General features: G+C 61.3%; 20 protein-coding genes. 3 read left to right on the forward strand and 17 right to left on the reverse strand.

Annotated elements, in window-relative coordinates; genetic code table 11:
- Window positions 1–73 precede the first annotated feature (73 nt).
- From AC5STB_RS17385 to AC5STB_RS17410, 6 genes are all read right to left on the reverse strand, one after another.
- Entirely contained in the window at window positions 74–850 is a 777-nt protein-coding gene (locus AC5STB_RS17385; protein ID WP_495444049.1) for a squalene/phytoene synthase family protein, read from the reverse strand.
- Window positions 840–2465 carry a citramalate synthase gene (gene cimA / locus AC5STB_RS17390; protein ID WP_495444050.1) on the reverse strand — a complete coding sequence of 542 codons (1626 nt, stop codon included), beginning with the start codon at window positions 2463–2465 and terminating at the stop codon, window positions 840–842. The genes AC5STB_RS17385 and cimA overlap by 11 nt, the downstream gene beginning before the upstream one ends.
- Window positions 2462–3988 carry a cysteine--tRNA ligase gene (cysS, locus tag AC5STB_RS17395; protein ID WP_495444618.1) on the reverse strand — a complete coding sequence of 509 codons (1527 nt, stop codon included), beginning with the start codon at window positions 3986–3988 and terminating at the stop codon, window positions 2462–2464. Before cysS ends, cimA begins: the two co-directional genes overlap by 4 nt.
- 300 nt (window positions 3989–4288) lie before the next feature.
- Complete coding sequence (locus AC5STB_RS17400; protein WP_495444051.1) at window positions 4289–4864, reverse strand: outer membrane protein; 576 nt, start codon at window positions 4862–4864, stop codon at window positions 4289–4291.
- Window positions 4865–5109: 245 nt separating this feature from the next.
- A complete protein-coding gene (locus tag AC5STB_RS17405; protein WP_495444052.1) occupies window positions 5110–5388 on the reverse strand; it encodes a hypothetical protein in 279 nt (92 codons plus the stop codon).
- Window positions 5385–5870, reverse strand: a complete 486-nt coding sequence (locus AC5STB_RS17410; RefSeq protein WP_495444053.1) for a hypothetical protein — start codon at window positions 5868–5870, stop codon at window positions 5385–5387. The genes AC5STB_RS17405 and AC5STB_RS17410 overlap by 4 nt, the downstream gene beginning before the upstream one ends.
- Before the next feature lie 184 nt (window positions 5871–6054).
- On the opposite strand from AC5STB_RS17410, the gene AC5STB_RS17415 reads away from it, so the two are divergent.
- On the forward strand, window positions 6055–7605 hold the full coding sequence (locus AC5STB_RS17415; protein ID WP_495444054.1) for a trimethylamine methyltransferase family protein: 1551 nt from the start codon (window positions 6055–6057) through the stop codon (window positions 7603–7605).
- Window positions 7606–8231: 626 nt separating this feature from the next.
- On the opposite strand, the gene AC5STB_RS17420 is transcribed toward AC5STB_RS17415, so the two are convergent.
- Complete coding sequence (locus AC5STB_RS17420; RefSeq protein ID WP_495444055.1) at window positions 8232–9452, reverse strand: acyl-CoA dehydrogenase; 1221 nt, start codon at window positions 9450–9452, stop codon at window positions 8232–8234.
- Between the two features lie 98 nt (window positions 9453–9550).
- Between AC5STB_RS17420 and AC5STB_RS17425 the strand changes: the two genes are divergently transcribed.
- Window positions 9551–10462: a LysR family transcriptional regulator gene (locus AC5STB_RS17425; RefSeq protein WP_495444056.1), complete on the forward strand. Its 912-nt coding sequence runs from the start codon at window positions 9551–9553 to the stop codon at window positions 10460–10462.
- A gap of 62 nt (window positions 10463–10524) precedes the next feature.
- On the opposite strand, the gene phoB is transcribed toward AC5STB_RS17425, so the two are convergent.
- The 10 genes from phoB to AC5STB_RS17475 form a co-directional block, all read right to left on the reverse strand.
- Entirely contained in the window at window positions 10525–11214 is a 690-nt protein-coding gene (phoB, locus tag AC5STB_RS17430) for a phosphate regulon transcriptional regulator PhoB (RefSeq protein ID WP_495444057.1), read from the reverse strand.
- 3 nt (window positions 11215–11217) lie between these two features.
- Complete coding sequence (phoU, locus tag AC5STB_RS17435) at window positions 11218–11928, reverse strand: phosphate signaling complex protein PhoU (RefSeq protein WP_495444058.1); 711 nt, start codon at window positions 11926–11928, stop codon at window positions 11218–11220.
- A 16-nt stretch (window positions 11929–11944) separates the two neighbouring features.
- Window positions 11945–12742, reverse strand: coding sequence for a phosphate ABC transporter ATP-binding protein PstB (gene pstB, locus AC5STB_RS17440; RefSeq protein ID WP_495444059.1), 798 nt, complete (start codon window positions 12740–12742; stop codon window positions 11945–11947).
- Window positions 12743–12755: 13 nt separating this feature from the next.
- A complete protein-coding gene (gene pstA / locus AC5STB_RS17445; RefSeq protein ID WP_495444060.1) occupies window positions 12756–14114 on the reverse strand; it encodes a phosphate ABC transporter permease PstA in 1359 nt (452 codons plus the stop codon).
- Window positions 14114–15586, reverse strand: coding sequence for a phosphate ABC transporter permease subunit PstC (gene pstC / locus AC5STB_RS17450; protein WP_495444061.1), 1473 nt, complete (start codon window positions 15584–15586; stop codon window positions 14114–14116). The genes pstA and pstC overlap by 1 nt, the downstream gene beginning before the upstream one ends.
- Before the next feature lie 112 nt (window positions 15587–15698).
- Window positions 15699–16754 carry a substrate-binding domain-containing protein gene (locus tag AC5STB_RS17455; protein ID WP_495444062.1) on the reverse strand — a complete coding sequence of 352 codons (1056 nt, stop codon included), beginning with the start codon at window positions 16752–16754 and terminating at the stop codon, window positions 15699–15701.
- A 204-nt stretch (window positions 16755–16958) separates the two neighbouring features.
- The gene (locus AC5STB_RS17460; RefSeq protein ID WP_495444063.1) at window positions 16959–17999 is read right to left on the reverse strand and encodes a sensor histidine kinase; all 1041 of its coding nucleotides are present in this window, start codon (window positions 17997–17999) and stop codon (window positions 16959–16961) included.
- A gap of 71 nt (window positions 18000–18070) precedes the next feature.
- On the reverse strand, window positions 18071–18592 hold the full coding sequence (locus tag AC5STB_RS17465) for a gamma carbonic anhydrase family protein (protein ID WP_495444064.1): 522 nt from the start codon (window positions 18590–18592) through the stop codon (window positions 18071–18073).
- Window positions 18589–19230: a guanylate kinase gene (gene gmk / locus AC5STB_RS17470; protein WP_495444065.1), complete on the reverse strand. Its 642-nt coding sequence runs from the start codon at window positions 19228–19230 to the stop codon at window positions 18589–18591. Before gmk ends, AC5STB_RS17465 begins: the two co-directional genes overlap by 4 nt.
- A gap of 16 nt (window positions 19231–19246) precedes the next feature.
- A complete protein-coding gene (locus AC5STB_RS17475; protein WP_495444619.1) occupies window positions 19247–20143 on the reverse strand; it encodes a YicC/YloC family endoribonuclease in 897 nt (298 codons plus the stop codon).
- Window positions 20144–20383: 240 nt separating this feature from the next.
- Here AC5STB_RS17475 and AC5STB_RS17480 point away from each other — a divergent pair, with 240 nt between their 5' ends.
- Window positions 20384–21208, forward strand: coding sequence for a PAS domain-containing protein (locus tag AC5STB_RS17480; RefSeq protein ID WP_495444066.1), 825 nt, complete (start codon window positions 20384–20386; stop codon window positions 21206–21208).
- Window positions 21209–21252 lie beyond the last annotated feature (44 nt).

Raw genomic sequence — 21252 nt, forward strand, 5'->3', positions numbered from 1 at the left:
TCCAGCTTGGAAGTCAGGAAAAACAGGAAAGGCGCCCACAGGGGCGCCTTTCCTGTTTCATAACAGTTCTTCTTTACCAGCGCCCGAAGACCGCCCGGCGCATCAGCCCCGACCGGCGCCGGAACTCGCTTTGGCCAAGGGCGCCCTGGGCCACTCGCTCAGGCTCCCGGATTGCCTGTTTCAGAACGGCCTCGGCCTGCCAGCCCGCCAACAAGGCAGCCCCAGAAGGTTTCGAAACTACGGCACGCTGGACGCGCGCTTTAGTTAGCTTTTCCAGACCCTTGCGCGCCAAAGCTTGCACACCCTCCAAGGTGCCGTCCAGCAACGGGATCCGCTTCTGCGCCTCCAGTTCCGGGATCGCACGCAGCCAGCTGGCGACTCCCGCACCATAGCCAAAGTCCCTGACGGCAGCCTCATCCGCCTGCCCCAAAGACGCTGCGGCCATCCACATCAGTGACCCGCTGGTCCGGTCGACATAACGGTCAAATTCTGCCTGGTTCTCAAAGGGATCCTTGTAAATATCCCAGCGCCGCGCCGCGGCCATCCCGTCGATACAAACAGCCAGCTCCGGCTTCAGCAGCCGCGCCAAGGGCGTTGCCACATAGTGACGGCGGACCGGCTTGCCCTCCGCAATTTCCGCCCCCACATCGCGCCACCATTGCACCCGCATTTCCGCAATCATGCTTTCCTGGCTGGCCCAGGGCGCCCGCGCCAGCTCAATGTTGAAAGCATACAGCGCAAACAGCAGCGGCCGCGCCTGGACCGGCGCTGCCATGGTAGCTAGAAACCTGTCCGGATCGCTTTTCTGAACCAGCTCTGCGCAGGCCGTCAGGTCGGCGTCAAACTGCATCCGCCTGCCCGTCGTGGATCAGCTTCCAGCGGATTGCATCCAGCAACGCCTCGAAAGAGGCATCGAGTATGTTCGGGCTGACCCCGACGGTGGACCAGCGATGGCCTTGGCTGTCTTCACTGTCGATGATGACCCGGGTAACCGCCTCGGTGCCGCCTTGGGTGATCCGCACCTTGAAATCCACCAGCCGCATATCCTCCAGTTGCGCGGAATAGCGCCCCAGGTCCTTGCTCAGCGCCCGTGCCAGCGCGTTGACGGGGCCGCGATCGCTGCCGGTTTCGTCCAAGGATTCACTGACTGACAGGCGTTTCTCACCATCAACCTTCACCACAACCACCGCCTCGGACAAGCTGACCATGCGGTTGTACTTGTTCTTGCGCCGCTCAACGGTGACCTTGTAACGCTTGACTTCAAAGAAGTCCGGCAGCTGACCCAGCTCATTGCGTGCCAGCAGCTCGAAAGAGGCCTGCGCAGTATCATAGGAATAGCCCTCAGCCTCACGCTCCTTGATCCGCTCCAGGATCCGCGCCAGCGCCGGGTTGCCGTTCTCGACACTCAAACCGGCATCAGTCAGCCGCTTACGAAGGTTCGACTGCCCGGCTTGGTTCGACATCGGGATAACCCGGGCATTGCCTACCTGGCCCGGCTCGATGTGCTCATAAGTGGAGGGGTCTTTCAGGATCGCACTGGCGTGCAGCCCCGCCTTATGGGCAAAGGCCGAGGCCCCCACATAGGCCGCCTGGCGCACAGGAACCCGGTTCAGGATATCGTCCAGCATCCGGCTGGTCCGGGTCAGCCCCGCCAGCGCTTCCAGGCTTACACCGGTATCGAATTTACCGGCATAGGGTTCCTTCAGCAGCAGCGTCGGGATTAGTGCGGTCAGGTTGGCGTTACCGCAGCGCTCCCCTAAGCCGTTTAGCGTGCCCTGAATCTGCCGCGCCCCGGCGTCGACGGCAGCCAGAGAGCAAGCCACGGCATTTTCCGTGTCATTATGGGTATGTATGCCCAGTTTCTCACCTGGAACTCCGGCCGCAACAACGTCGCTAACGATCCGGTGAACTTCCGCAGGCAGCGCGCCGCCATTGGTATCGCACAGCACCACCCAGCGTGCACCGGCTTCCAGCGCTGCGCGGCAGGCCGCCAAGGCGTATTCGGGGTTGTCCTTGTAGCCATCAAAGAAATGCTCGGCGTCAAACAGTGCCTCGCGTCCCTGCGCCGCAATGTGAGCGACCGAGGCACGGATGTTTTCCAGGTTCTCTTCCAGCGTGATCCCCAGCGCATGGGTCACATGGTAATCATGGCTTTTACCAACCAGGCAAACCGCCGGGGTGCCTGCATTCATGACCGCCGCCAGCACATCATCGTTTTCCGCCGACCGTCCGGCCCGCTTGGTCATGCCGAAGGCAGTTATAGTGGCGCGGGTTTCCGGCACCTCACCAAAGAACGCGCTGTCTGTTGGGTTCGCGCCCGGCCATCCACCCTCGATGTAGTCAACGCCCAGCTGGTCCAGCGCCTGCGTGATTTGCTTCTTTTCCTCGGTCGAGAACTGCACGCCCTGAGTCTGCTGCCCGTCCCGCAGGGTTGTGTCGTAAAGATAGAGGCGTTCCCTGCTCATGAAACAAACTTTTGATAGAGTTTTTCAATCATAGTTGACTGGTTTTCTTTGCAAGGATGCTGTCCGGATTGCATTTTACTCAGAACTTGAGACCAGAAAACAGCTTCATCATCACTTTCCGTGGCTGTCGCTCTGTTGGCTCTTGCTGCAACTGAATTCATAGTATCTAGCTGCGAGACTTCCCATTCCACGCCTTCGGATGTGTCTTTCAACAAAACACCAGCCGCTTTCAACCCATCTCTTATTTCGTCTGCAACTGCAAAATTCTTACTTTCCTTTGCTGCTCTACGGGCTTCGATCAGGGCTGCGACTTGGATTTCGACTCCTGTAGAAACAACTTTCACGTCCCAGGCGCCCATCTCCTCCGTCAGCAGCCCCAGCATCTGCGCCGATGCCAGCAGCCCGGCGGCGTCGCCGGCCGCGGCCAGCTTATGCAGTTCGGCAATCGCGCCTGCAGAATTGAGATCATCCGCCAGCGCCTCCAGGACCGCGGCAGCAGCGCTGGACGCGGGTTCGATGCCCGCCGTCAGCGCCCGCCACTTGCGCAGCGTCGCTTCGGCCTCCTTGGCCTTCCTGTCGGTCCAGTCCATCGGCTTGCGGTAATGGGTCTGCAGGAACACCAGCCGGATCACCTCGCCCGGATACCCCTGGTCCAGCAGGTCGCGCACGGTGAAGAAGTTGCCCAGGGACTTGGACATTTTCTTGCCTTCAACCTGCAGCATCTCGTTATGCAGCCAGTACCGTGCAAAGCTGTCATCGCCATTTGCGCAGCAGCTTTGCGCAATTTCATTCTCGTGGTGCGGGAACATCAGGTCGTTGCCGCCACCGTGGATGTCGAAGGTCTCGCCCAGCAGCTCATAGGACATGGCCGAGCATTCGATATGCCAGCCCGGCCGCCCGCGCCCCCAGGGGCTGTCCCAGCCTGGCAGGTCATCGCTGGACGGCTTCCACAGCACAAAATCCATCGGGTTTTTCTTGTAGGGTGCCACCTCAACCCGAGCGCCTGCAATCATGTCATCCACCGAACGGCCAGACAATTTGCCATAAAGCTCTTTCCAGCTGTCGACGGCGAACAGCACATGGCCTTCGGCGGCATAGGCGTGGCCTTTGGCGATCAGCTCCTCGATCATCGCCACCATCTGCGGGATATACTGGGTCGCACGCGGCATGTGGTTCGGCTCCAGCGCGCCAAGCTCGCCCATGTCATCCAGGAACCACTGCGTCGTCTCTGCAGTGATGTCGCCGATCGGCCGGCCGCTCTCGGCAGCGCGGGCATTGATCTTGTCATCCACGTCGGTGAAGTTTCGGGCGTAAGTCACTTTATCCGCGCCATAAACTTCGCGCAGAAGGCGGTAAAGAACATCAAAAACCACCACCGGACGGGCATTGCCCAGATGCGCCCGGTCATACACTGTCGGGCCGCAGACATACATCCGCACGTTTTCGGCGTCGATCGGCTCAAAGACCTCTTTCTTGCGGGTCTTCGTGTTTTGCAGCTTGATCACTGTGTCCTTGGTTCCCATGCCCGGTTCCTTTTCCATGCCCTGCCGATGCCAGCAGGCACTACCATTGCGCGCAGCGCGGGCTTAGCAACTTGTCAAGGAAATGAAAACGACAGAAACCAGCCCGCTGAAATGTCAGCAGGTAATGCAGCAGATAATGGCGGTGCTCATCTGGTTCATACAGGCTGCTTAGCACGGGGCTGAGGCTGCGCCAAGCCCCTTGACCCTGAAACAGCAAAGGCCGCCCCGTCTGCCTTGGGAACAGACCGGGCGGCCAGCGGCGCAGCGGGCCAGGGCTGCTGCGCCGGTGTTTGTGTCAGCTTAGAATTTGAACGATGCGCGCAGCGCCACCGAGGTCGCATCGCCGCCGACGCCGGAGTCGCCGAACTCGTCAAAGTCATGCTCCAGCACTTCGCCGCCGATCTGCCACTGATCGGTTACCTGGTAGGCCAAGCCGACGCCATAGAATTCGCCGGTTTCGCTGCCGATCGAAGAGTCGGCTTCCGCCACACCGCCGGTCACATAGGCAAGCACCTTACCGAAGTCATAACCGGCTTTCACCTTGGCGCGGGCGACGGAATCGATGGTTTCACCGCTCAGATCCAGGTCGGTTTTGTCATAATCCAGTTCGCCGCCCAGAACGAAACGGCCGAAATCATGGTTGTAGCCAGCATGCACACCATAAGAGGTGTCATCACCGGAGGCGCCGTTGTCGGCGTCCGCGTCCAGCTGGCCGACCTGGCCACCCAGATAGAAACCGGTCCAGTCGCCGCCTTCATTGATCACAACCGGCGCAGGCGCCGGGGCGGGTTCAACCACCGGCTCCACCAGGTTGCCGGCAAACGCCGCACTGCCCATTACGGTTGCGATGGCTGTCATAGCTACGAAACGAGTCATTCAGACTTCTCCTTTTGCAGTACCGGCGCTTCATGTGCGCCGTTGACGCCTACAAAAGGTCTCTGCAGCGTAACTTCCAGTGCTGCATCAGAAGCAGCCCCCCGAATTGGCGGGGACTAGCCGAAAGCACACACAAGCGCGCGCTTTCTTGCCAATGCGGGCCAGCAGCTTTCCGCCAGCCCATTGAAAACCCGTTCTCTATTTCCTAGCAGCTCGCCTCGCTGCTGCGCAGCGCAAGTGCACCGTCAAAACCGGAAAGCAGCGCTGACCGACAGTGTTTCTCCAGAACGCCCGGCACCGCCGTCCCGCGGCCCGGCCTCATGATGCAGCAGCTCTCCGGTGACTTGCAGCATCCGGTTCAGGGAAACCCGCATGCCCAGCCCGAATAAGGGGCCCAGCCGCCGGCCCCCGGACGCTTCTGCCTGTACGCCGCCAACGGTCACGAAACCGGTCGTCTGGCCGAACTCGTACCCGGCCTGCAGTCGCAGCTGATGGGTTTCATCTGCTTGGATTGCGCGCGTCAAAACGCCGGTTTGCCCGGTTGCAAGGCTTCCGCCGAACAACAGGCCGCCAGCGCCCTGGCCCAAAGAGAACTGAAAACTGCGTGCGTCAACTGCAGCGCCCGCTGAAGCCGCCTTTTCTGCTGCTTGGAACGGTTTATTTGCAGCTTCGTCAGCAAAAGCAGGCTGGCCGTCTGCGGCGGCAAGGGCACATGACGCGGCCAAGATTCGGAAAAACACGGTCTTTTTAACCATCGGCATTGAGTTTTGCCTTCTTGATAGCGCCTTTCAGCGCGCAGCCCCTGGCAGCCACTATGGCAATTAATGATTAATATTCCGTTCCCCAAAGCGCCTAAAATTTTATCAAACCCTCCAGTTGGCAGCAATTTCACCGACTGCAGCCGAGATTGACAACGTCCATTGCGGCCATACCCTTCATCAGGAACGCTCAGACCAACCTTTGTGAAAAATGTGTCGTTTTTTTCACCCTGGTCGCTATCGGACAAGAAACGCCGCAAACGCATGGCACACTGGCGCGAATGAAACGGGAGCTCCCATGCAGGAAGAACGCAGCCAAGTCAGCCTCATCTGCCGCACCATCGGTGCAGCGCGGGGCCGCGCAGCCAGAGGCCGGCCGCACTAAGTTGAAATCACCGGACATTTCAACAACACCTGCCAAAAGGCTCCCCCATGAACGACCAAGCCTCCTCCACCCGCGCCACCCGCAGCGGCGGCCGCAATGCGCGCCGTGCAGCACGCGCCGCAGCCCTGCCCGACCATTTGCGCCCGGTCCGTCCCGGCATGGAATCCACCGCTTTGAAAATGCTCAGCCAGGCGGATATGGAGAAAATACACGAAGCGGCCCTCACCGCTCTCGAGGAAATCGGCCTTGCCGATGCGCCGCAAAGCGGTATTGACTACCTGACCGCGGCAGGCTGCATCCTGGGCGGCGACGGCCGCATCCGCTTCCCCCGCGCGTTGGTCGAAGACACCATCGCCAAAGCCAACCGCTCCGTTACGCTCCACAGCCGCGACGGCAAGAACGACCTGCAGCTGTCCGGCGGCCGCGTGCATTACGGCACCGCAGGCGCTGCTGTCAGCATGGTGGATGTTGCAGGCCGGGTGTACCGCGACTCGACCGTCCAAGACCTGCATGATGCCGCCCGCATCTGCGATCGGCTCGACAACATCCACTTTGTTCAGCGCCCGATGGTCTGCCGCGACATACCCGACAACCTCGAAATGGACTTGAACTCAATCTATGCGACGACGGCCGGCACCACCAAGCATGTCGGCGTGTCCTTCACTGAGCCGGCCTTTGTGAAACCCGGCCTGGAACTGTTGCACATGATTGCAGGCGGCGAGGATAAATGGCGCGAACGCCCGTTTGTGTCGAACTCCAACTGCTTTGTCGTTCCGCCAATGAAATTCGCAACCGAGTCCTGCGAAGTGATGGAGGAGTGCATTAAGGGCGGCATGCCGGTGCTGCTGCTGTCTGCGGGCATGGCTGGTGCCACAGCCCCGTCCACCATCGCTGGCGCGATCGCCCAGGCTGTTGCCGAATGCCTCGCGGGTCTGGTTTATGTAAATGCCGTAAAGCCCGGTGCCCCTGCAATTTTCGGCACATGGCCTTTCGGTCTGGACCTGCGCACCGGTGCGATGTCTGTCGGCTCAGGCGAGCAGGCGCTGCTGACCGCAGGCTGCGCCCAGATGCACAAGTTTTACGATCTTCCTGGCGGTGCCGCAGCCGGCGCCTCGGACTCTAAACTGCCGGATATGCAGGCTGGCTGGGAGCAGATGTGCTCCGCCGTCATGGCCGGCCTGTCGGGGCTCAACATGGTTTATGAGGCGGCCGGCATGCACGCATCGCTGTTGGGATTTTGCCTGGAATCGCTGATCCTTGATAACGACCTGCTGGGCCAGGCACAGCGCTGTGTCCGCGGGATTGAGGTTAATGATGAAACCCTTGCGCTGGAGCAGATGCGCGCCACCTGCCTGGGCGGGCCTGGTCACTACCTCGGCACCGATCAAACCCTCGGCCGCATGCAGGTCGATTACGTCTACCCCGATCTGGGCGACCGCACGTCCCCCAAAGAATGGGCAGAGCGTGACAAGCCGGACCTGATCGCCAAGGCCGTTGCCAAAAAGGAGAAGATCCTCTCTGAGCGCGCTGCCGCCCGCTTTGATGCGGAAACAGACATGGCGATCCGGCAGCAGTTCAACATTCACCTTCCCGCCTGAAGCGGAACTGGGTAACCGTGTTAGCGGGCCGGATCTTCCGGCCCGCTTTCTTTTGAGACGAACGGCTCCTGCTGCAGTCAGGCACGGCTCGCCGCATTTCTGAAAATTCTCTTAATTTTCGCCTTGATGCTTTCAAGCTCGCCAGTTAACTTATTGTAAAGGCGCTAAAAACGCAAAATCAAGAGGCCACTTAGCCAATCCAGGCTGCGTTAGTGCAATTGCATTCGCGCAAAATGAAAGTGCGATTTTGCAAAGCATGACGGATCTGTGCAATCCGCAAAGCCGGTGCATTTGCAAAAATGCAGGATGCAAGGCGTAATTCAGCCTCTGGATGAGCTTTGCGCTATCAATGGGGAAAAGCCGGAGAATTCGCGCACAAAGGGCGCCTACTGCAAAATGAAAACGCGCGTTAACGTCTGGTCTTCGCCACAGTTCAGTCGGCTTTGGGTATCCGTTGTGTTGGCAGCCGATGCGTTAACCAAATAACCGGCAATTCAAGCCCCTTCAGACGAAAGCAGCAACGCCATTTGCTTTGCAATAACCGTCTCTTGCCTCACCAATGCAGGGATGCAAAGCAATCTTGCAAAAATGCAGCGCGGAGCATCCTCCGCGCTGCTGCCGGGTGATCAGAAAAACGCCTGCAAGCCGGTCTGGGCACGGCCCAGGATCAGCGCATGGACGTCGTGGGTGCCCTCATAGGTGTTCACGGTCTCCAGATTCACCATGTGGCGGATCACGTTGAACTCCAGGCTGATGCCATTGCCGCCATGCATGTCACGCGCCATCCGCGCAATCTCCAGCGCCTTGCCGCAGTTGTTGCGCTTGATGATTGAGATCATCTCCGGGGCGGCGTTGGCCTCATCCATCAAACGGCCGACGCGCAAGCTTGCCTGCAGACCCAGGGTGATTTCGGTCTGCATGTTCGCCAGTTTCAGCTGAAACAGCTGCGTGTTCGCCAGCGGCCGGCCGAACTGCGTGCGGTCCAGCCCGTACTGCCGTGCCGCATGCCAGCAGGCTTCCGCGGCACCCATGGCGCCCCAGCTGATGCCGTAGCGGGCGCGGTTGAGGCAGCCGAACGGCCCCTTCAACCCTTCGACATGCGGCAGCAGCGCGTCCTCGCCGACTTCGACGCCATCCATCACAATCTCACCAGTGATCGACGCCCGCAGCGAAGCCTTGTTTTCGATTTTCGGCGCGCTCAGGCCCTTCAACCCCTTGTCGAGCACAAAGCCGCGGATCTTGCCGCCGTGCACTTCGGACTTCGCCCAGACCACAAACACATCAGCGATCGGCGCGTTGGAGATCCACATCTTGGACCCTTTAAGCCTATATCCACCGTCGATTTTTTCGGCACGGGTCTTCATGCCGGCGGGGTCAGACCCGGCATCCGGCTCAGTCAGGCCGAAGCAGCCGATCCACTCGCCGGAGGCCAGTTTCGGCAGGTATTTCTGGCGCTGCTCTTCGCTGCCGTATGCGTAGATGGGATACATCACCAGCGAACTTTGCACCGACATCATAGAGCGGTAGCCGCTGTCGACGCGCTCCACCTCGCGGGCGACCAAGCCATAGGACACATAGCCGCCGCCAAGCCCGCCGTATTCTTCCGGGATGGTGGTTCCAAGAAGGCCCATTTCACCCATCTCGCGGAAGATCTCAGGATCGGTTTCCTCGTTTTCATAAGCACTTAGCACGCGCGGTTGAAGCTTTTCCTGCGCATAGGCGCGGGCTGAGGCAGAGATCATCCGCTCGTCCTCGGTCAGTTGGTCTTCCAGCCGCAGCGGGTCTTCCCAATTGAAACGGCCCAGATCCGGGGCATCTTTGGCGCGCAGTGCGGGTTTATCGGTCATCTTGTACCTCAGTCGTTCACGATCTGCCCAAACCCTAACGGGAGGTGAATGGAAAAAACAGCGAGACTTTGGCAAGAAAGCATGACAAACACTCATACATGTCAGTACCACGCAAGTTCTTGCCTTCGATTTCCTCGCTGCGCGCCCTGGAGGCGCTGGACCGGCTTGGCAGCGCCTCAGCCGCTGCGGACGAACTGGCGTTGACACAAGGGGCGGTCAGCCGCCAGTTGCAAACGCTGGAACGCCAGCTCGGCATGGAGCTGGTGCAGCGGGATCAGAAACGGCTAACCCTGACCACAGAGGCGCAGGATTATGCCGCAGAAATCCGCCAGGCCTTGAACCAGATCGTGCAGTCCACCCTGCGATTGCAGGCCTCACCACTGGCTGGAACGCTCAATCTGGCGATCCTGCCCGCCTTTGGCATGCGCTGGCTGATGCCGCGGCTGCCGGAATTTGCCCGGCTGCACCCGGATGTGACCATCAACATGGCCACTCGGCTGGAGCCGTTCAACTTTGCCACCGAACCATTTGATGCAGCGTTGCATTTCGGAGATGCAAGCTGGCCCGGAACACAGTCGCTGCTACTGAAGCATGAACAGCTATTACCTGTTTGCGCCCCGCAGCTGATTGACGGGCGCAGGATCAACGGACCCAAGGACATTCTGAAGCTGCCGCTGCTGCATATTCAGACCCGGAGCACCGCCTGGCGGGATTGGTTCGGACAGCACGGCATTGCGGCGGACACGGAACTGGGCGGCACAATCTATGATCAATTCGCAACCATTACCCAGGCTGCGCTGCACGGTTTGGGGGTCGCGCTGATGCCCGATTACCTGGTGGAGCAGGATGTGGCGACCGGTCGGCTGGTGGCGCTGCATCCGGAGCCGGTGGAGACCGCAGGCGCCTATTTCCTGGTCTGGCCGGAGCGGAAAGCAGGCGCGGCGGCACTGATGAAATTCCGCAGCTGGCTGGCGGGAAAGGCGCAGCCGGAGGATCCGCTGCCGCGGTGAATTTCAGGGGGTGACATGCGTGCACCCCCTGTACACCCCCCGGTGCCGGTTCAGAACGGGTTTCAGCCCAGAGCGTAGCCCGCGCCCCGAACAGTACGAACCGGATCGTCGCCGCCAAACTGGGTCAGTGCCTTGCGCAGACGCCCGATGTGGACGTCGACGGTGCGGGTGTCGACATAGATGTCGCGGCCCCAGACCCGGTCCAGCAGCTGTTCCCGGCTCCACACCCGGCCCGGCTTTTCCATAAAGGTGGACAGCAGGCGGAATTCGGTTGGTCCCAGCTTCAGCGGAGTGTCGGCGCGGCTGACCTTGTGAGTTTCGGCATCCAGAACGATGTCGCCGTATTCCAGCCGCACCCCAACGGTAGAGGGCCGGACCCGCCGCAGCTGGCTGCGCACGCGGGCCATCAGTTCAACCACGGAATAGGGTTTCACCACATAATCGTCAGCGCCGGTTTCCAGCCCGCGCACCTTGTCCACTTCCTCTGACCGGGCCGACAGCATGATCACCGGGATATTGCGGGTCTCGGAACGGGTCTTGAGGCGGCGGCAGACCTCGATACCGCTGAGGTTGGGCATCATCCAGTCAAGGATGATTATATCCGGCATATCCTCCGCGACCACCAGCAGCGCTTCCTCGCCGTGTTCGGCACGGAGCACGCGGAACCCGTCGGCTTCGAGATTGTAGGCCAGCACTTCCCGCTGGGCCATTTCGTCTTCTACAACCAGGACAGTGGGCTGATCGGCAGCCATTGGTCAGATCTCCTGCGGTGTGGTTGAGGTGGTGTCAGCCTTCTTGCGGTCTTCCTCCGGCTTTTCGCCGGTGACCAGATAGATCACCTGTTCGGCGATCGCGGTCACGTGGTCGCCCATGCGTTCGGTGTTTTTTGCTATGAAATGCAAGTGCATACAGGCCGAAATGTTGCGCGGATCTTCCATCATGTGGGTCAGGAATTCGCGGAACAGGGCGTTGTACATCTGGTCGACGTCGCGGTCGCGTTCGATCACGTCGCGCGCCAGTTCCACATCGCGCTGGATGTAGGAGTCCAGCGCATCTTTCAGCATCCGCTCCACCTCGCGCGCCATGCGGCGCAGGGCGGATGTGCCTTCGCTGATGTTCGGCCCCTGTGCCAGGACGCCGGTGCGCTTGGCCATGTTTTTTGCATAGTCGCCAATGCGTTCCAGGTTGCCGGCAATCTTCATTACCGAGAGAACAAGCCTCAGGTCAGAGGCCGCAGGCGCGCGCAAAGCGATCAACCGGGCGGTTTCCTCGTTGATCAGCTCTTCCAGCCCGTCAATGGCCTTGTCGCCCTGGCGCACGGTCAGCGCCAGTTCCTCGTCGCGGGTTTCCAGTGCCTGCGCGGCTTCTCGGATGGCGTCCTCGACCAGACCGCCCATTTTCATGATCCGGGCCTGAATCGCCTCCAGATCGCGGTCGAATGCAGATGCAATATGCTGTGTAGTCATTTATTTTTCCTAGAAATCAGCCGATCCGGCCGGTGATATAGCTTTCGGTGCGCGGATCTTCGGGGTTGGTGAAGATCTGGCCGGTGGGGCCGAATTCCACCAGGTTTCCGAGGTGGAAGAAGGCGGTTTTCTGGCTGACCCGCGCGGCCTGCTGCATCGAGTGGGTGACGATCACCACGGAATACTGGCTGCGCAGTTCGTCGATCAGTTCCTCAACCTGCGCAGTGGCGATCGGGTCGAGCGCCGAACAGGGTTCGTCCATCAGCAGCACCTCAGGCTCTGTTGCAACGGCACGGGCGATGCACAGGCGCTGCTGCTGGCCGCCGGACAGCCCGGTGCCGGGCGCATCAAGGCGGTCCTTCACCTCATCCCAGATGGCACCGCGGCGCAGAGATTTCTCTACGATTTCATCCAGTTCCGCCTTGTTCTTGGCCAGGCCATGAATGCGCGGACCATAGGCCACGTTGTCATAGATCGACTTGGGGAACGGGTTCGGCTTCTGGAACACCATGCCGACCTTGGCGCGCAGCTGCACGGGATCGACGCGCTTGTCATAGATATCCTCGCCGTCCAGCAGGATGTCGCCCTTCACCTTGCAGGTGCCGATGGTGTCGTTCATCCGGTTCAGGCAGCGCAGGAAGGTCGACTTGCCACAGCCGGAAGGGCCGATGAAGGCGGTGACGGTGTTGTCCTCGATCTCGACGTTCACGTCTTTGATCGCGTGGCTGTCGCCGTAATAGACGTTCACGTCTTTGGCGGCGATTTTGATGTTCTGGGTTTCCACGGTCTTATCCATCACGGTCATGTCGTTCATTACTATGCCCCTTTTACCAGCGGCGTTCAAAGCGGCGGCGCAGGATCACAGCAAGCGTGTTCATGGTCACCAGGAAGAGAAGAAGGATGATGATGCCGCCCCAGGCGCGTTCGTAGAATGCGGGGTCGGCGCGTTTCGCCCATTCGTAGATTTGGGCGGGCATGGCAGAGTTCGGCGCCAGCAGGCCGTCCGCCAGGGTTTCCGGCGCGTTGGAGGCGATGAAGCCAACCATACCAATGAGCAGCAGCGGCGCAGTTTCCCCCAGCGCCTGCGCCAGTCCGATGATGGTGCCGGTCAGAATACCCGGCGCGGCCAGCGGCAGGACGTGGTGGAACACTGCCTGCATTTTCGATGCACCGACACCCAGCGCTGCGTCGCGGATCGACGGCGGCACCGATTTCAGCGAGGCGCGGGTGGAGATGATGATGGTCGGGAGCGTCATCAGCGTCAGCACCAGACCGCCCACCAGCGGCGCCGAGGTCGGCAGGTGCATGTAGTTGATGAAGACCGCGAGGCCGAGAATGCCGAACACGATGGAGGGCACGGCCGCGAGGTTGGAGATGTTCACCTCGATCATGTCGGTGAGCCAGTTCTGCGGTGCAAACTCCTCAAGGTAGATCGAGGCGGCGACGCCGATCGGCAGCGCCAGCGCCAGTACCACCAGCATCATGAACAGCGAGCCCAGCATGGAGACGCCGATGCCGGCGGCCTCAGGGCGGGCATCGGAGGCATCCGCGCCAAAGATGAAATCGAGGTTGAAGGTCTTCTCCAGCACCCCGGCAGCGGCCAAAGCATCAACAAGATCAAGCTGTTCGGCTGAGATGTTCTTGTCGTTGACGATGCTGTCGCGGGTCACCCGTCCCTTCAGGTAGCCGTCCACGCGGCTGGAGGCGAGGAAGCGGAACTCCACCGTCTGGCCAATCTGGTCCGGGTTGGCGATCACATAGTCGCGCAGCTGGGCGGCGACGTCCTTGGACAGGATGCCGGCCAGTTCTTTGGATTTGAGGCTGGTCTCAATGCCCAGTTCCTCGATCACGGCCTCCATCGCGCCCTTGATGATCGGGGCGTAGCCGAAGGTGGTGACCTTCTTGATGTCGGCCAGATCGCGGTTGCCCTTCTTGTCGAGCTTGGCTTCCAGCAGTTCCACATTCAGCGTGACAAAGGTCTGCTGGAAGGCACCGGTGCCCTTGCCGACGATGGTGGTCACCAGCACCAGCAGCATGATCAGGCCCGCGGTGATGGCGGCAATGCCATAGGCCTTGAACCGGGTTTCTGCCGCGTTGCGCTTCTTGGTGCGCGGGGATTTCTCCAGCAGCGAACCGCCGTGTTTGCGGGGGGCAGCGCCGGCGGGGATTTGGCTGAGGTCAGTCATTATTCATACTGCTCCCGGTATTTGCGCACGATGTAGAGCGCCAGGACGTTCAGGCCGAGGGTCAGGACAAACAGTGTCAGCCCCAGGGCAAAGGCAACCAGCGTTTCCGGGCTGGCAAAGTCAGTATCGCCGGTCAGCTGGCTGACGATGCGGGTGGTGATGGTGGTCATCGACTCCAGCGGGTTGGCGGAGAACTTGGCAATCGCCCCTGCCCCCATGACCACGATCATGGTCTCGCCAATGGCGCGTGAGGCGGCCAGAAGCACCGCGCCGACAATGCCCGGAAGTGCTGCAGGCATTACCACCTGGCGCACGGTCTCAGACCTGGTGGCGCCCAGGCCCAGCGAGCCGTCGCGCAGCGCCTGCGGCACCGCGTTGATAATGTCGTCGGACAGGGAGGAGACGAAGGGGATCAGCATGACACCCATTACCAGCCCGGCCGTCAGCACTGAGGTTGCGCCGGCCATCCATTCAACACCCAGAACGCCGCCCTTGGCAAAGAGGCCGGCCAGCGCCGGGCCAACGGTCAGCAGTGCAAACAGGCCGTAAACGATGGTGGGAATGCCCGCGAGGATCTCCAGCAGCGGCTTGGCAAAGGCGCGCACCGCGCCGCTGGCATATTCCGACAGGTAGATGGCAGCGAACAGGCCCACCGGCACTGCAACCAGCAAGGCAATGAAGGAGATGTAGAGCGTGCCCCACAAGAGCGGCAGGATCGACAGCTCGCTGCCGCCACGGAAGTTCGGTGCCCAGGTGGAGCCGAAGAAGAAGTCCGTCCAGGAATGCAGGCCAAAGAAGTTCTTGGTTTCAAACAGCATCGACAGAACGATGCCGATGGTGGTCAGGATCGCCAGTGAGGCAGCCAGGATCAAAAGCGCCAGCACCGCGCGCTCCACCACGTTGCGGGCGCGGAAGTCCTTGTGGGTGCGCGCGTAGGCGAAGGCAAAACCGCCTAGTGCCAGCAGCGTCACAACCACGGTCATCGCAGTCCGGCCGGTGTGGGACAGGTTGCGGTAAGCCTGGGCGGCGTTCAGCACCTCTGGGCGCACCTTGGAGCCGAGGGCCACGCCCAGCTCGCCCATCAGGGCGCGCAGGTCCTGCTCGCCCGCAACGGCATTGCGGGCCTCGCGGGCGGTCAGCAGTCCCTGCTCCACCGCCAGGTCCAGCCCTTCCGCCACCCGGCGCACGTCGCTCATCACCAGGCCAATGGTGGAGTTTTCGGGAACCGCCTCTGCCGGGATCATGCCAGAGACGCGGGTTTCAATGAACACCGGCTGGGCCAGCAGCCAGACCGCCAGGGCCGCAATGGCCGGCACAAAGGCCGCAATCGCCACGTGGTAGCCGTAATAGGATGGCAGGGAATGAAGGTCTTTGACGTCGCCTGCGGCGGAGGCAATCGCGCGGCGGCGGCCGCCGAAATAGCCCGCGGCGGACAGCGCAAGCAGGAGGGCAACAAGCCAGAAAGTGGGCATGAAAAGCTCCGGTTTTGGCGGTGGCGTTTTGGCTGCGGCAGCCCTGCCGCGGAAAGTAAGAGCCAGGGCGGATCGCTCCGCCCCGGCGAGGATCAGATCACGCGCGGGGCGATCAGGAATTGCCGCCCATCACGGCCTCAGCGGCAACCGTTTCCTGGGTGTCTGCTAGTTCCGGGTCAGCCACCAAGCCGTATTCGGCCAGCGGGCCGTCTTCACCGGCAACTTCGTCCGCGACGAAGAACTCAGCGTATTCCTTGAGGCCGGGGATCACACCGATGTGGGCCTTCTTGACGTAGAAGAACAGCGGGCGGGACACCGGGTATTCGCCGGTTGCGATGCTCTCGGTCGAGGGCGCAACGCCGGACATGGTGGCAACCTGCAGCTTGTCGGTGTTGTTTTCGTAGAAGGCCAGGCCAAAGACGCCGATGCCGTCCTTGTTGCTCTCGATGCGGGCCAGGGTCTCAGTGTAGTCGCCGTCAATGTCGACCGATTTGCCATCCGTGCGCAGAGCGATACAGGCTTTCTCGGCTGCCTTGTGCTTGGCCTTGTCGGTATCGCCTTCGGCTTGGGCAAGGAGGTGTTCAAATGCGCCGGTGGCTTCGCAGCCCGCCAGGATCACCTTGTCTTCGAACACTTCGCGGGTGCCGTGCTTGGTGCCTGGGATGAAGGCCTGAATGTCCACAGCCGGGAAGTCCGGGTTCACGTCGGCCCAGGTGGTGTTCGGGTTATCGGCCAGCGCGCCGTCAACCAGCACCTTGTCGGACAGCGCCAGGAACCAGTCGGACGGGGTGAATTCGAAAGAGTCGGCATTGCTGTCGGAGGCAAAAACGATGCCGTCATAACCGATGCGGACTTCGATAATGTCGGTCACGCCGTTTTCGGCGCAAGCGGCGATTTCCTTGTCTTTGATCTGGCGCGAGGCATTGGCGATGTCGATGGTGTTTTCACCCACGCCTTCGCAGAAACGCTTGAGGCCGGCAGAGGAGCCGCCGGATTCAACAACCGGGGTCGGGAAATCAAAGTTCTCGCCAAAGGCTTCTGCCACGATGGAGGCGTAGGGCAGAACGGTGGACGAACCGGCAACCTGCACCTGGTCGCGCGCAGCGGCTGCGGTGGCGGAAACGGCGGAAATCGCCAGGGCGGAAGCGGTCAGTTTCACAAAGGACATTTGTGTCTCCAAGAGTTTCTAAGGTCGATCACCCCGTGATGATCTTGCCGCCTCTCCTAGAAGCTGCTGATGAGGCTTTTGTGACATGTGTGTAACGGCTGTATGACAAACCCGGCATCCGAAGAAAAATTTCTGACACAGAAACGCAATGCCGCCGCCGGGCGTCCCGGCGGCGGCATGGTACCTTGCGGGCGCCGGAGACAGTTATTCAGGCAATATCACTGTAAAAACGCATCCTTGGCCCAGATCGCTTTCGACCCGAAGCCGCCCGCGGTGGCGGTTGACGATGTGTTTTACAATTGCCAGCCCCAGCCCGGTGCCGCCCATCTCGCGCGAGCGGTGGCTATCGGCACGGTAGAAACGCTCTGTCAGGCGCGGCAGGTGGATGGGATCAATTCCCGGGCCGTTGTCGATCACCTGGATGCGCGCTGCGGGCGCGCGCACTGATGGATCGCGCGCCGTGAAACTGAGAAGAACGCGCACTTGGTCGCCGCCGTATTTCACCGCGTTCTCCACCAGGTTGGTGAAGACCTGCTGCAGCTGGTCCGGATCGCCGGTGACAAACACGGGATCGTCCGGCGCTTCCAGGGTCATCGCCGCACCGCGCGCCTCTGCTACCGGTGCCAGAGTCTTGAGAGTGGCGGCAAGGTGGCCAGACAGGTCCACCTTTTGTTTCGGGCGCACCCGCTCCTCGCTTTCGACACGGTTGAGGGATAAGAGATCCCCGACCAGGCGGTTCATCCGGCTCGCCTCGCCCTCCATGATCGACAGGAAACGGTCGCGGGCCTTGTCGTCATCCTTGGCCGGGCCGCGCAGCGTTTCGATGAAACCGATGAGCGCTGTCAGCGGCGTGCGCAGCTCGTGGCTGACATTGGCAACGAAGTCGCGGCGCATCTGGCCTGCTTGCTCACGTTCGGAGATGTCGTCGAAACAGGCCAGAACCGCGCCGCCGCTGACCGCGCCGATGCCCGGCACATAGCGCAGGGTGACGGTGAATGTTGTGTCCTGCGCGCCGTCGTTGGAAAGGTGCCGCGCGGTGCGGGACTCGCGGTCGCGCAGGCAGGCCTCTATGGCGGCGGCGACGCTGGGCTGGCGCAGGATGGTGGCAAAGTGGCGGCCCTTCACCCCCTTCCCCAACAGCGTTGCCGCTGCGCTGTTCACGGCGATGAAACGCTCTGTCTGGTCTACCAGCACGGCGGGCAGAGGGATGGCTGCCAGAAATCCGTCAATCAGCTCAGTCGTCATCTGGTCCCCGCGGTTATGATCCCAGCCTGTCTAGCGCCGCTGTGTAAAGCTGATATGGCAGCCGGCGCCGGTTACAGCGGTTTCAACTCTGCCCGGAAACGGCGCATGTTGTCCTGATAAAGCAGCGCGCTTTGGGTGAGCTTTTCGGCCAGCGACGCATCCACCTCGCGCACCACTTTGCCGGGGCTTCCCATCACCAGGGAGTTGTCGGGAATTTCCTTATCCTCGGTGATCAATGCCCCTGCCCCGATCAGGCAGTTTTTGCCGATCTTCGCGCCGTTGAGGATGGTGGCACCCATGCCGACCAGCGTGTTTTCACCGATGGTGCAGCCGTGCAGCATCGCCTTGTGGCCGATGGTACAATTCTTGCCGATGGTCAGCGGATAGCCCGCATCGATGTGCATCACCACGTTTTCCTGCACATTGGTGCCTTCGCAGATGCGGATTTCCTCGTGATCGGCGCGGATGGTGACGCCGAACCAGACAGAGGCGCCAGCTTCCATCACCACTTTGCCGATCAGGTTGGCATCGGGGGCAACCCAGGTGTCCTCATTGATCTGCGGCTGATGCTTGCCAAGAGCGTAAAGGGTCATGACTGTTCCTCAAACTGGGTTTGCAGGGTGCGGACGTGGTCCTGCAGGCGGGGCTGCTGGATCCGGCGCATGCGCTCTGCCTCGACGATGGTTTTCAGCCGTGCCTCGGTTTCATCCAGATCGTCGTTGACCAGCACGTAATCATAATAGCCCCAGTGGCTGATCTCATCCCAGCTTTTCTGCATCCGCTTGGCGATCACCTCGTCGCTGTCCTGCGCGCGGGTTTCCAGACGGCGGCGCAGCTCCGGAATTGAAGGCGGCAGGATGAAGATCGACAGCGCGTGCTTGCCCAGATCGGAATTGCGGATCTGGATCTCACCCTGCCAATCAACGTCGAACAGCACATCCTGGCCGGCCTCGATGGTGTCCTTTACCGGGCCTGCCGGGGAGCCGTAGAAGTTGCCGAACACATGCGCGTGTTCCAGCATGCCGCCCTCGGCCACCTTCTGGCGGAACTCGTCTTCGGACATAAAGAAATATTCGCGGCCGTGCTCCTCGCCCGGGCGCGGGGCGCGGGTGGTGGCGGAGACCGAGAATTTCAGCCCTGGATCCCAGGCCATCAGGCGGCGGGCCAAGGTGGATTTGCCTGCGCCCGAAGGCGAAGAGAGGATGATCAAAAGGCCGCGGCGGTCCGCCATCTGGGCACTCCTTTTCTTATTCTATGTTCTGCACCTGCTCGCGCATCTGGTCGATCACGGTTTTCAGCTCAAGCCCCACTGCCGTCAAGCCGCTGTTCTGGGCTTTTGAACAGAGCGTGTTGGCCTCACGGTTGAATTCCTGCATCAGGAAGTCGAGCTTGCGGCCCACCGCGCCGCCTTTCAGCAGCAGGTCGCGGGCCGCGGCCACATGGGCGCCAAGCCGGTCGAGTTCCTCAGTAACATCCGCCTTGACGGCAATCAGCGCCAGTTCCTGCGCAACCCGGTCCGGGTCAGCACCGTCGGTGTTGTCCATGACGCGGGCCAGATTGGCCTTCAGCGTGTCAGCCATCTTCACCTTGCGTTCTTCCGCGCGGTCAGCCGCCTGGGCGGTCAGGGCTGCCACCTGTTCCAGCTGGCCGTTAAGGATTACGGCAAGCGCGGCGCCCTCGGCCTCGCGCATCTGCACGAATTCCGCCACAAGGGTTTCCAGTTCCTTGCTGAGAGCGGCAACCAGCGGTGCCGGATCATCGTCGCCCGCGGACTGTTCCAGCACGCCTTTGAAAGACAACAGCTCCGCTGCGGAGGCTGCACGCACCTCCACCCGGTTCTGCGCGGCGATGGACTGCGCCTCTCCCAGCGCCTTGACCACCGATTGCAGAACAGCGGTGTTGACCTGCACCTGACCGGCACTGTCTTCGGTGCGGGTGATCCGCAAGGTCAGCGCTACATTGCCCCGCGCCAGCGCCTTGGCCAGAGCAGAACGTGTAAGGTTTTCAAGACCTTCCAGCCAGTCCGGCACCCGAATCCGCAGATCCAGCCCTTTGGCGTTGACCGAGCGGAGTTCCCAGCTCCAGCTGTGCCGATCGGAGCTGCCCTGCGCCGAGGCAAAGGCGGTCATGCTGCGGATGGTCATGCGGATGGCCCTCATTTCACTGGTGATTTGTCTGCTCTACTGTCTGCAAAGTACAGGGCGCAAGCGCATTTGCAAAAACACGCCCGCGCGGAGGCGTTAACCATTGCTTTAAGATTTAGTCCAAATTTGAATTAGATTGTGTCATCTTAACTTCAGGGTAACCAAACCGGCCCTAAGTCTTAAGGCAGCCAGGAGCTGCACAGGATCTTCGGGATGGCCGGCTTTGCAGGGGAAAGTAAGATGATTTTTAGCAGCCGCGATGGTCAAGGCCTGCCCGGCGGGCAGGAAAACGTCGTTTCGATAAGCCGCTTCCGCAAAGGCGGGGCGATGTCACCGCTCCGCCAGGCTGAGGCCTATTGGACTGCACTGCGGCGGGGGGACGATGTTCCCAGCCGGTCGCAGATCGATCCGCGCGGGCTGGAAAACATCCTGAGCAACACTTTTATTCTTGAGCGCATCGCCCCCGGGATTGCCCGGTTCCGCCTGGCCGGTTCTCTGGTCAACGAGATGGCAGGCATGGAAGTGCGGGGAATGCCGGTGACCGCTTTCTTCACCGCCGATGCCCGCAAGCAGATGAGCAGTGCGATGGAGCATATGTTCGAAACCCCGGCGATTGTGGAGCTGGAGCTGCAGATCGAAGCCGCACGCCATCAGGCGCCGCGCGCAGCCCGCATGCTGCTGCTGCCGTTGCGCAGCGACCTGGGAGACATCAGCCGGGTGCTGGGCATCCTGGTGGCGGATGAGGGTGCAGCGGCAACGTCGCAGCGGTTCTCTATCACGTCGATTGAAATGCGCGCAGTGGCAAGCGCCCCTGCCTCATCGGAGCATACGGCAAAGCCGCTGGAGGAGCCAAAACCGGCGCCGGCCGGTGTCAATCAGCCGAACCCGGGATTTGCCGAAACCCAGGCGCGTTTCAAGCCGGAGCGGTCGCTGCTGGACGAAGCCAAGGCACTGCTGGACCGCAGCCGGGCCGGCCGGGCGAGCGGGAAGGCGCAGGAGGACACACCGCCCCCCGCCAAGCGTACCGGCGCGCCGCACCTGCGGCTGGTGATCAGCCGCGACTGACCCTTGCGGGACATCGCATAAGATTTTGCATTCAAGTACAAGGT

Source organism: Leisingera sp. CC-HEC093 (assembly GCF_059429195.1).

Bases quoted from the DNA above. Each gene is read 5' to 3' on its own strand.
- AC5STB_RS17465 (WP_495444064.1), bottom strand. From the start codon at position 18,592: ATGACCCTTTACGCTCTTGGCAAGCATCAGCCGCAGATCAATGAGGAC.
- cimA (WP_495444050.1), bottom strand. From the start codon at position 2,465: ATGAGCAGGGAACGCCTCTATCTTTACGACACAACCCTGCGGGACGGG.
- AC5STB_RS17425 (WP_495444056.1), top strand. From the start codon at position 9,551: ATGTCAGTACCACGCAAGTTCTTGCCTTCGATTTCCTCGCTGCGCGCC.
- phoB (WP_495444057.1), bottom strand. From the start codon at position 11,214: ATGGCTGCCGATCAGCCCACTGTCCTGGTTGTAGAAGACGAAATGGCC.
- pstA (WP_495444060.1), bottom strand. From the start codon at position 14,114: ATGACTGACCTCAGCCAAATCCCCGCCGGCGCTGCCCCCCGCAAACAC.
- gmk (WP_495444065.1), bottom strand. From the start codon at position 19,230: ATGGCGGACCGCCGCGGCCTTTTGATCATCCTCTCTTCGCCTTCGGGC.
- cysS (WP_495444618.1), bottom strand. From the start codon at position 3,988: ATGGGAACCAAGGACACAGTGATCAAGCTGCAAAACACGAAGACCCGC.
- AC5STB_RS17385 (WP_495444049.1), bottom strand. From the start codon at position 850: ATGCAGTTTGACGCCGACCTGACGGCCTGCGCAGAGCTGGTTCAGAAA.
- AC5STB_RS17415 (WP_495444054.1), top strand. From the start codon at position 6,055: ATGAACGACCAAGCCTCCTCCACCCGCGCCACCCGCAGCGGCGGCCGC.
- AC5STB_RS17475 (WP_495444619.1), bottom strand. From the start codon at position 20,143: ATGACCATCCGCAGCATGACCGCCTTTGCCTCGGCGCAGGGCAGCTCC.
- phoU (WP_495444058.1), bottom strand. From the start codon at position 11,928: ATGACTACACAGCATATTGCATCTGCATTCGACCGCGATCTGGAGGCG.
- pstB (WP_495444059.1), bottom strand. From the start codon at position 12,742: ATGAACGACATGACCGTGATGGATAAGACCGTGGAAACCCAGAACATC.
- AC5STB_RS17420 (WP_495444055.1), bottom strand. From the start codon at position 9,452: ATGACCGATAAACCCGCACTGCGCGCCAAAGATGCCCCGGATCTGGGC.
- pstC (WP_495444061.1), bottom strand. From the start codon at position 15,586: ATGCCCACTTTCTGGCTTGTTGCCCTCCTGCTTGCGCTGTCCGCCGCG.
- AC5STB_RS17480 (WP_495444066.1), top strand. From the start codon at position 20,384: ATGATTTTTAGCAGCCGCGATGGTCAAGGCCTGCCCGGCGGGCAGGAA.
- AC5STB_RS17460 (WP_495444063.1), bottom strand. From the start codon at position 17,999: ATGACGACTGAGCTGATTGACGGATTTCTGGCAGCCATCCCTCTGCCC.
- AC5STB_RS17400 (WP_495444051.1), bottom strand. From the start codon at position 4,864: ATGACTCGTTTCGTAGCTATGACAGCCATCGCAACCGTAATGGGCAGT.
- AC5STB_RS17455 (WP_495444062.1), bottom strand. From the start codon at position 16,754: ATGTCCTTTGTGAAACTGACCGCTTCCGCCCTGGCGATTTCCGCCGTT.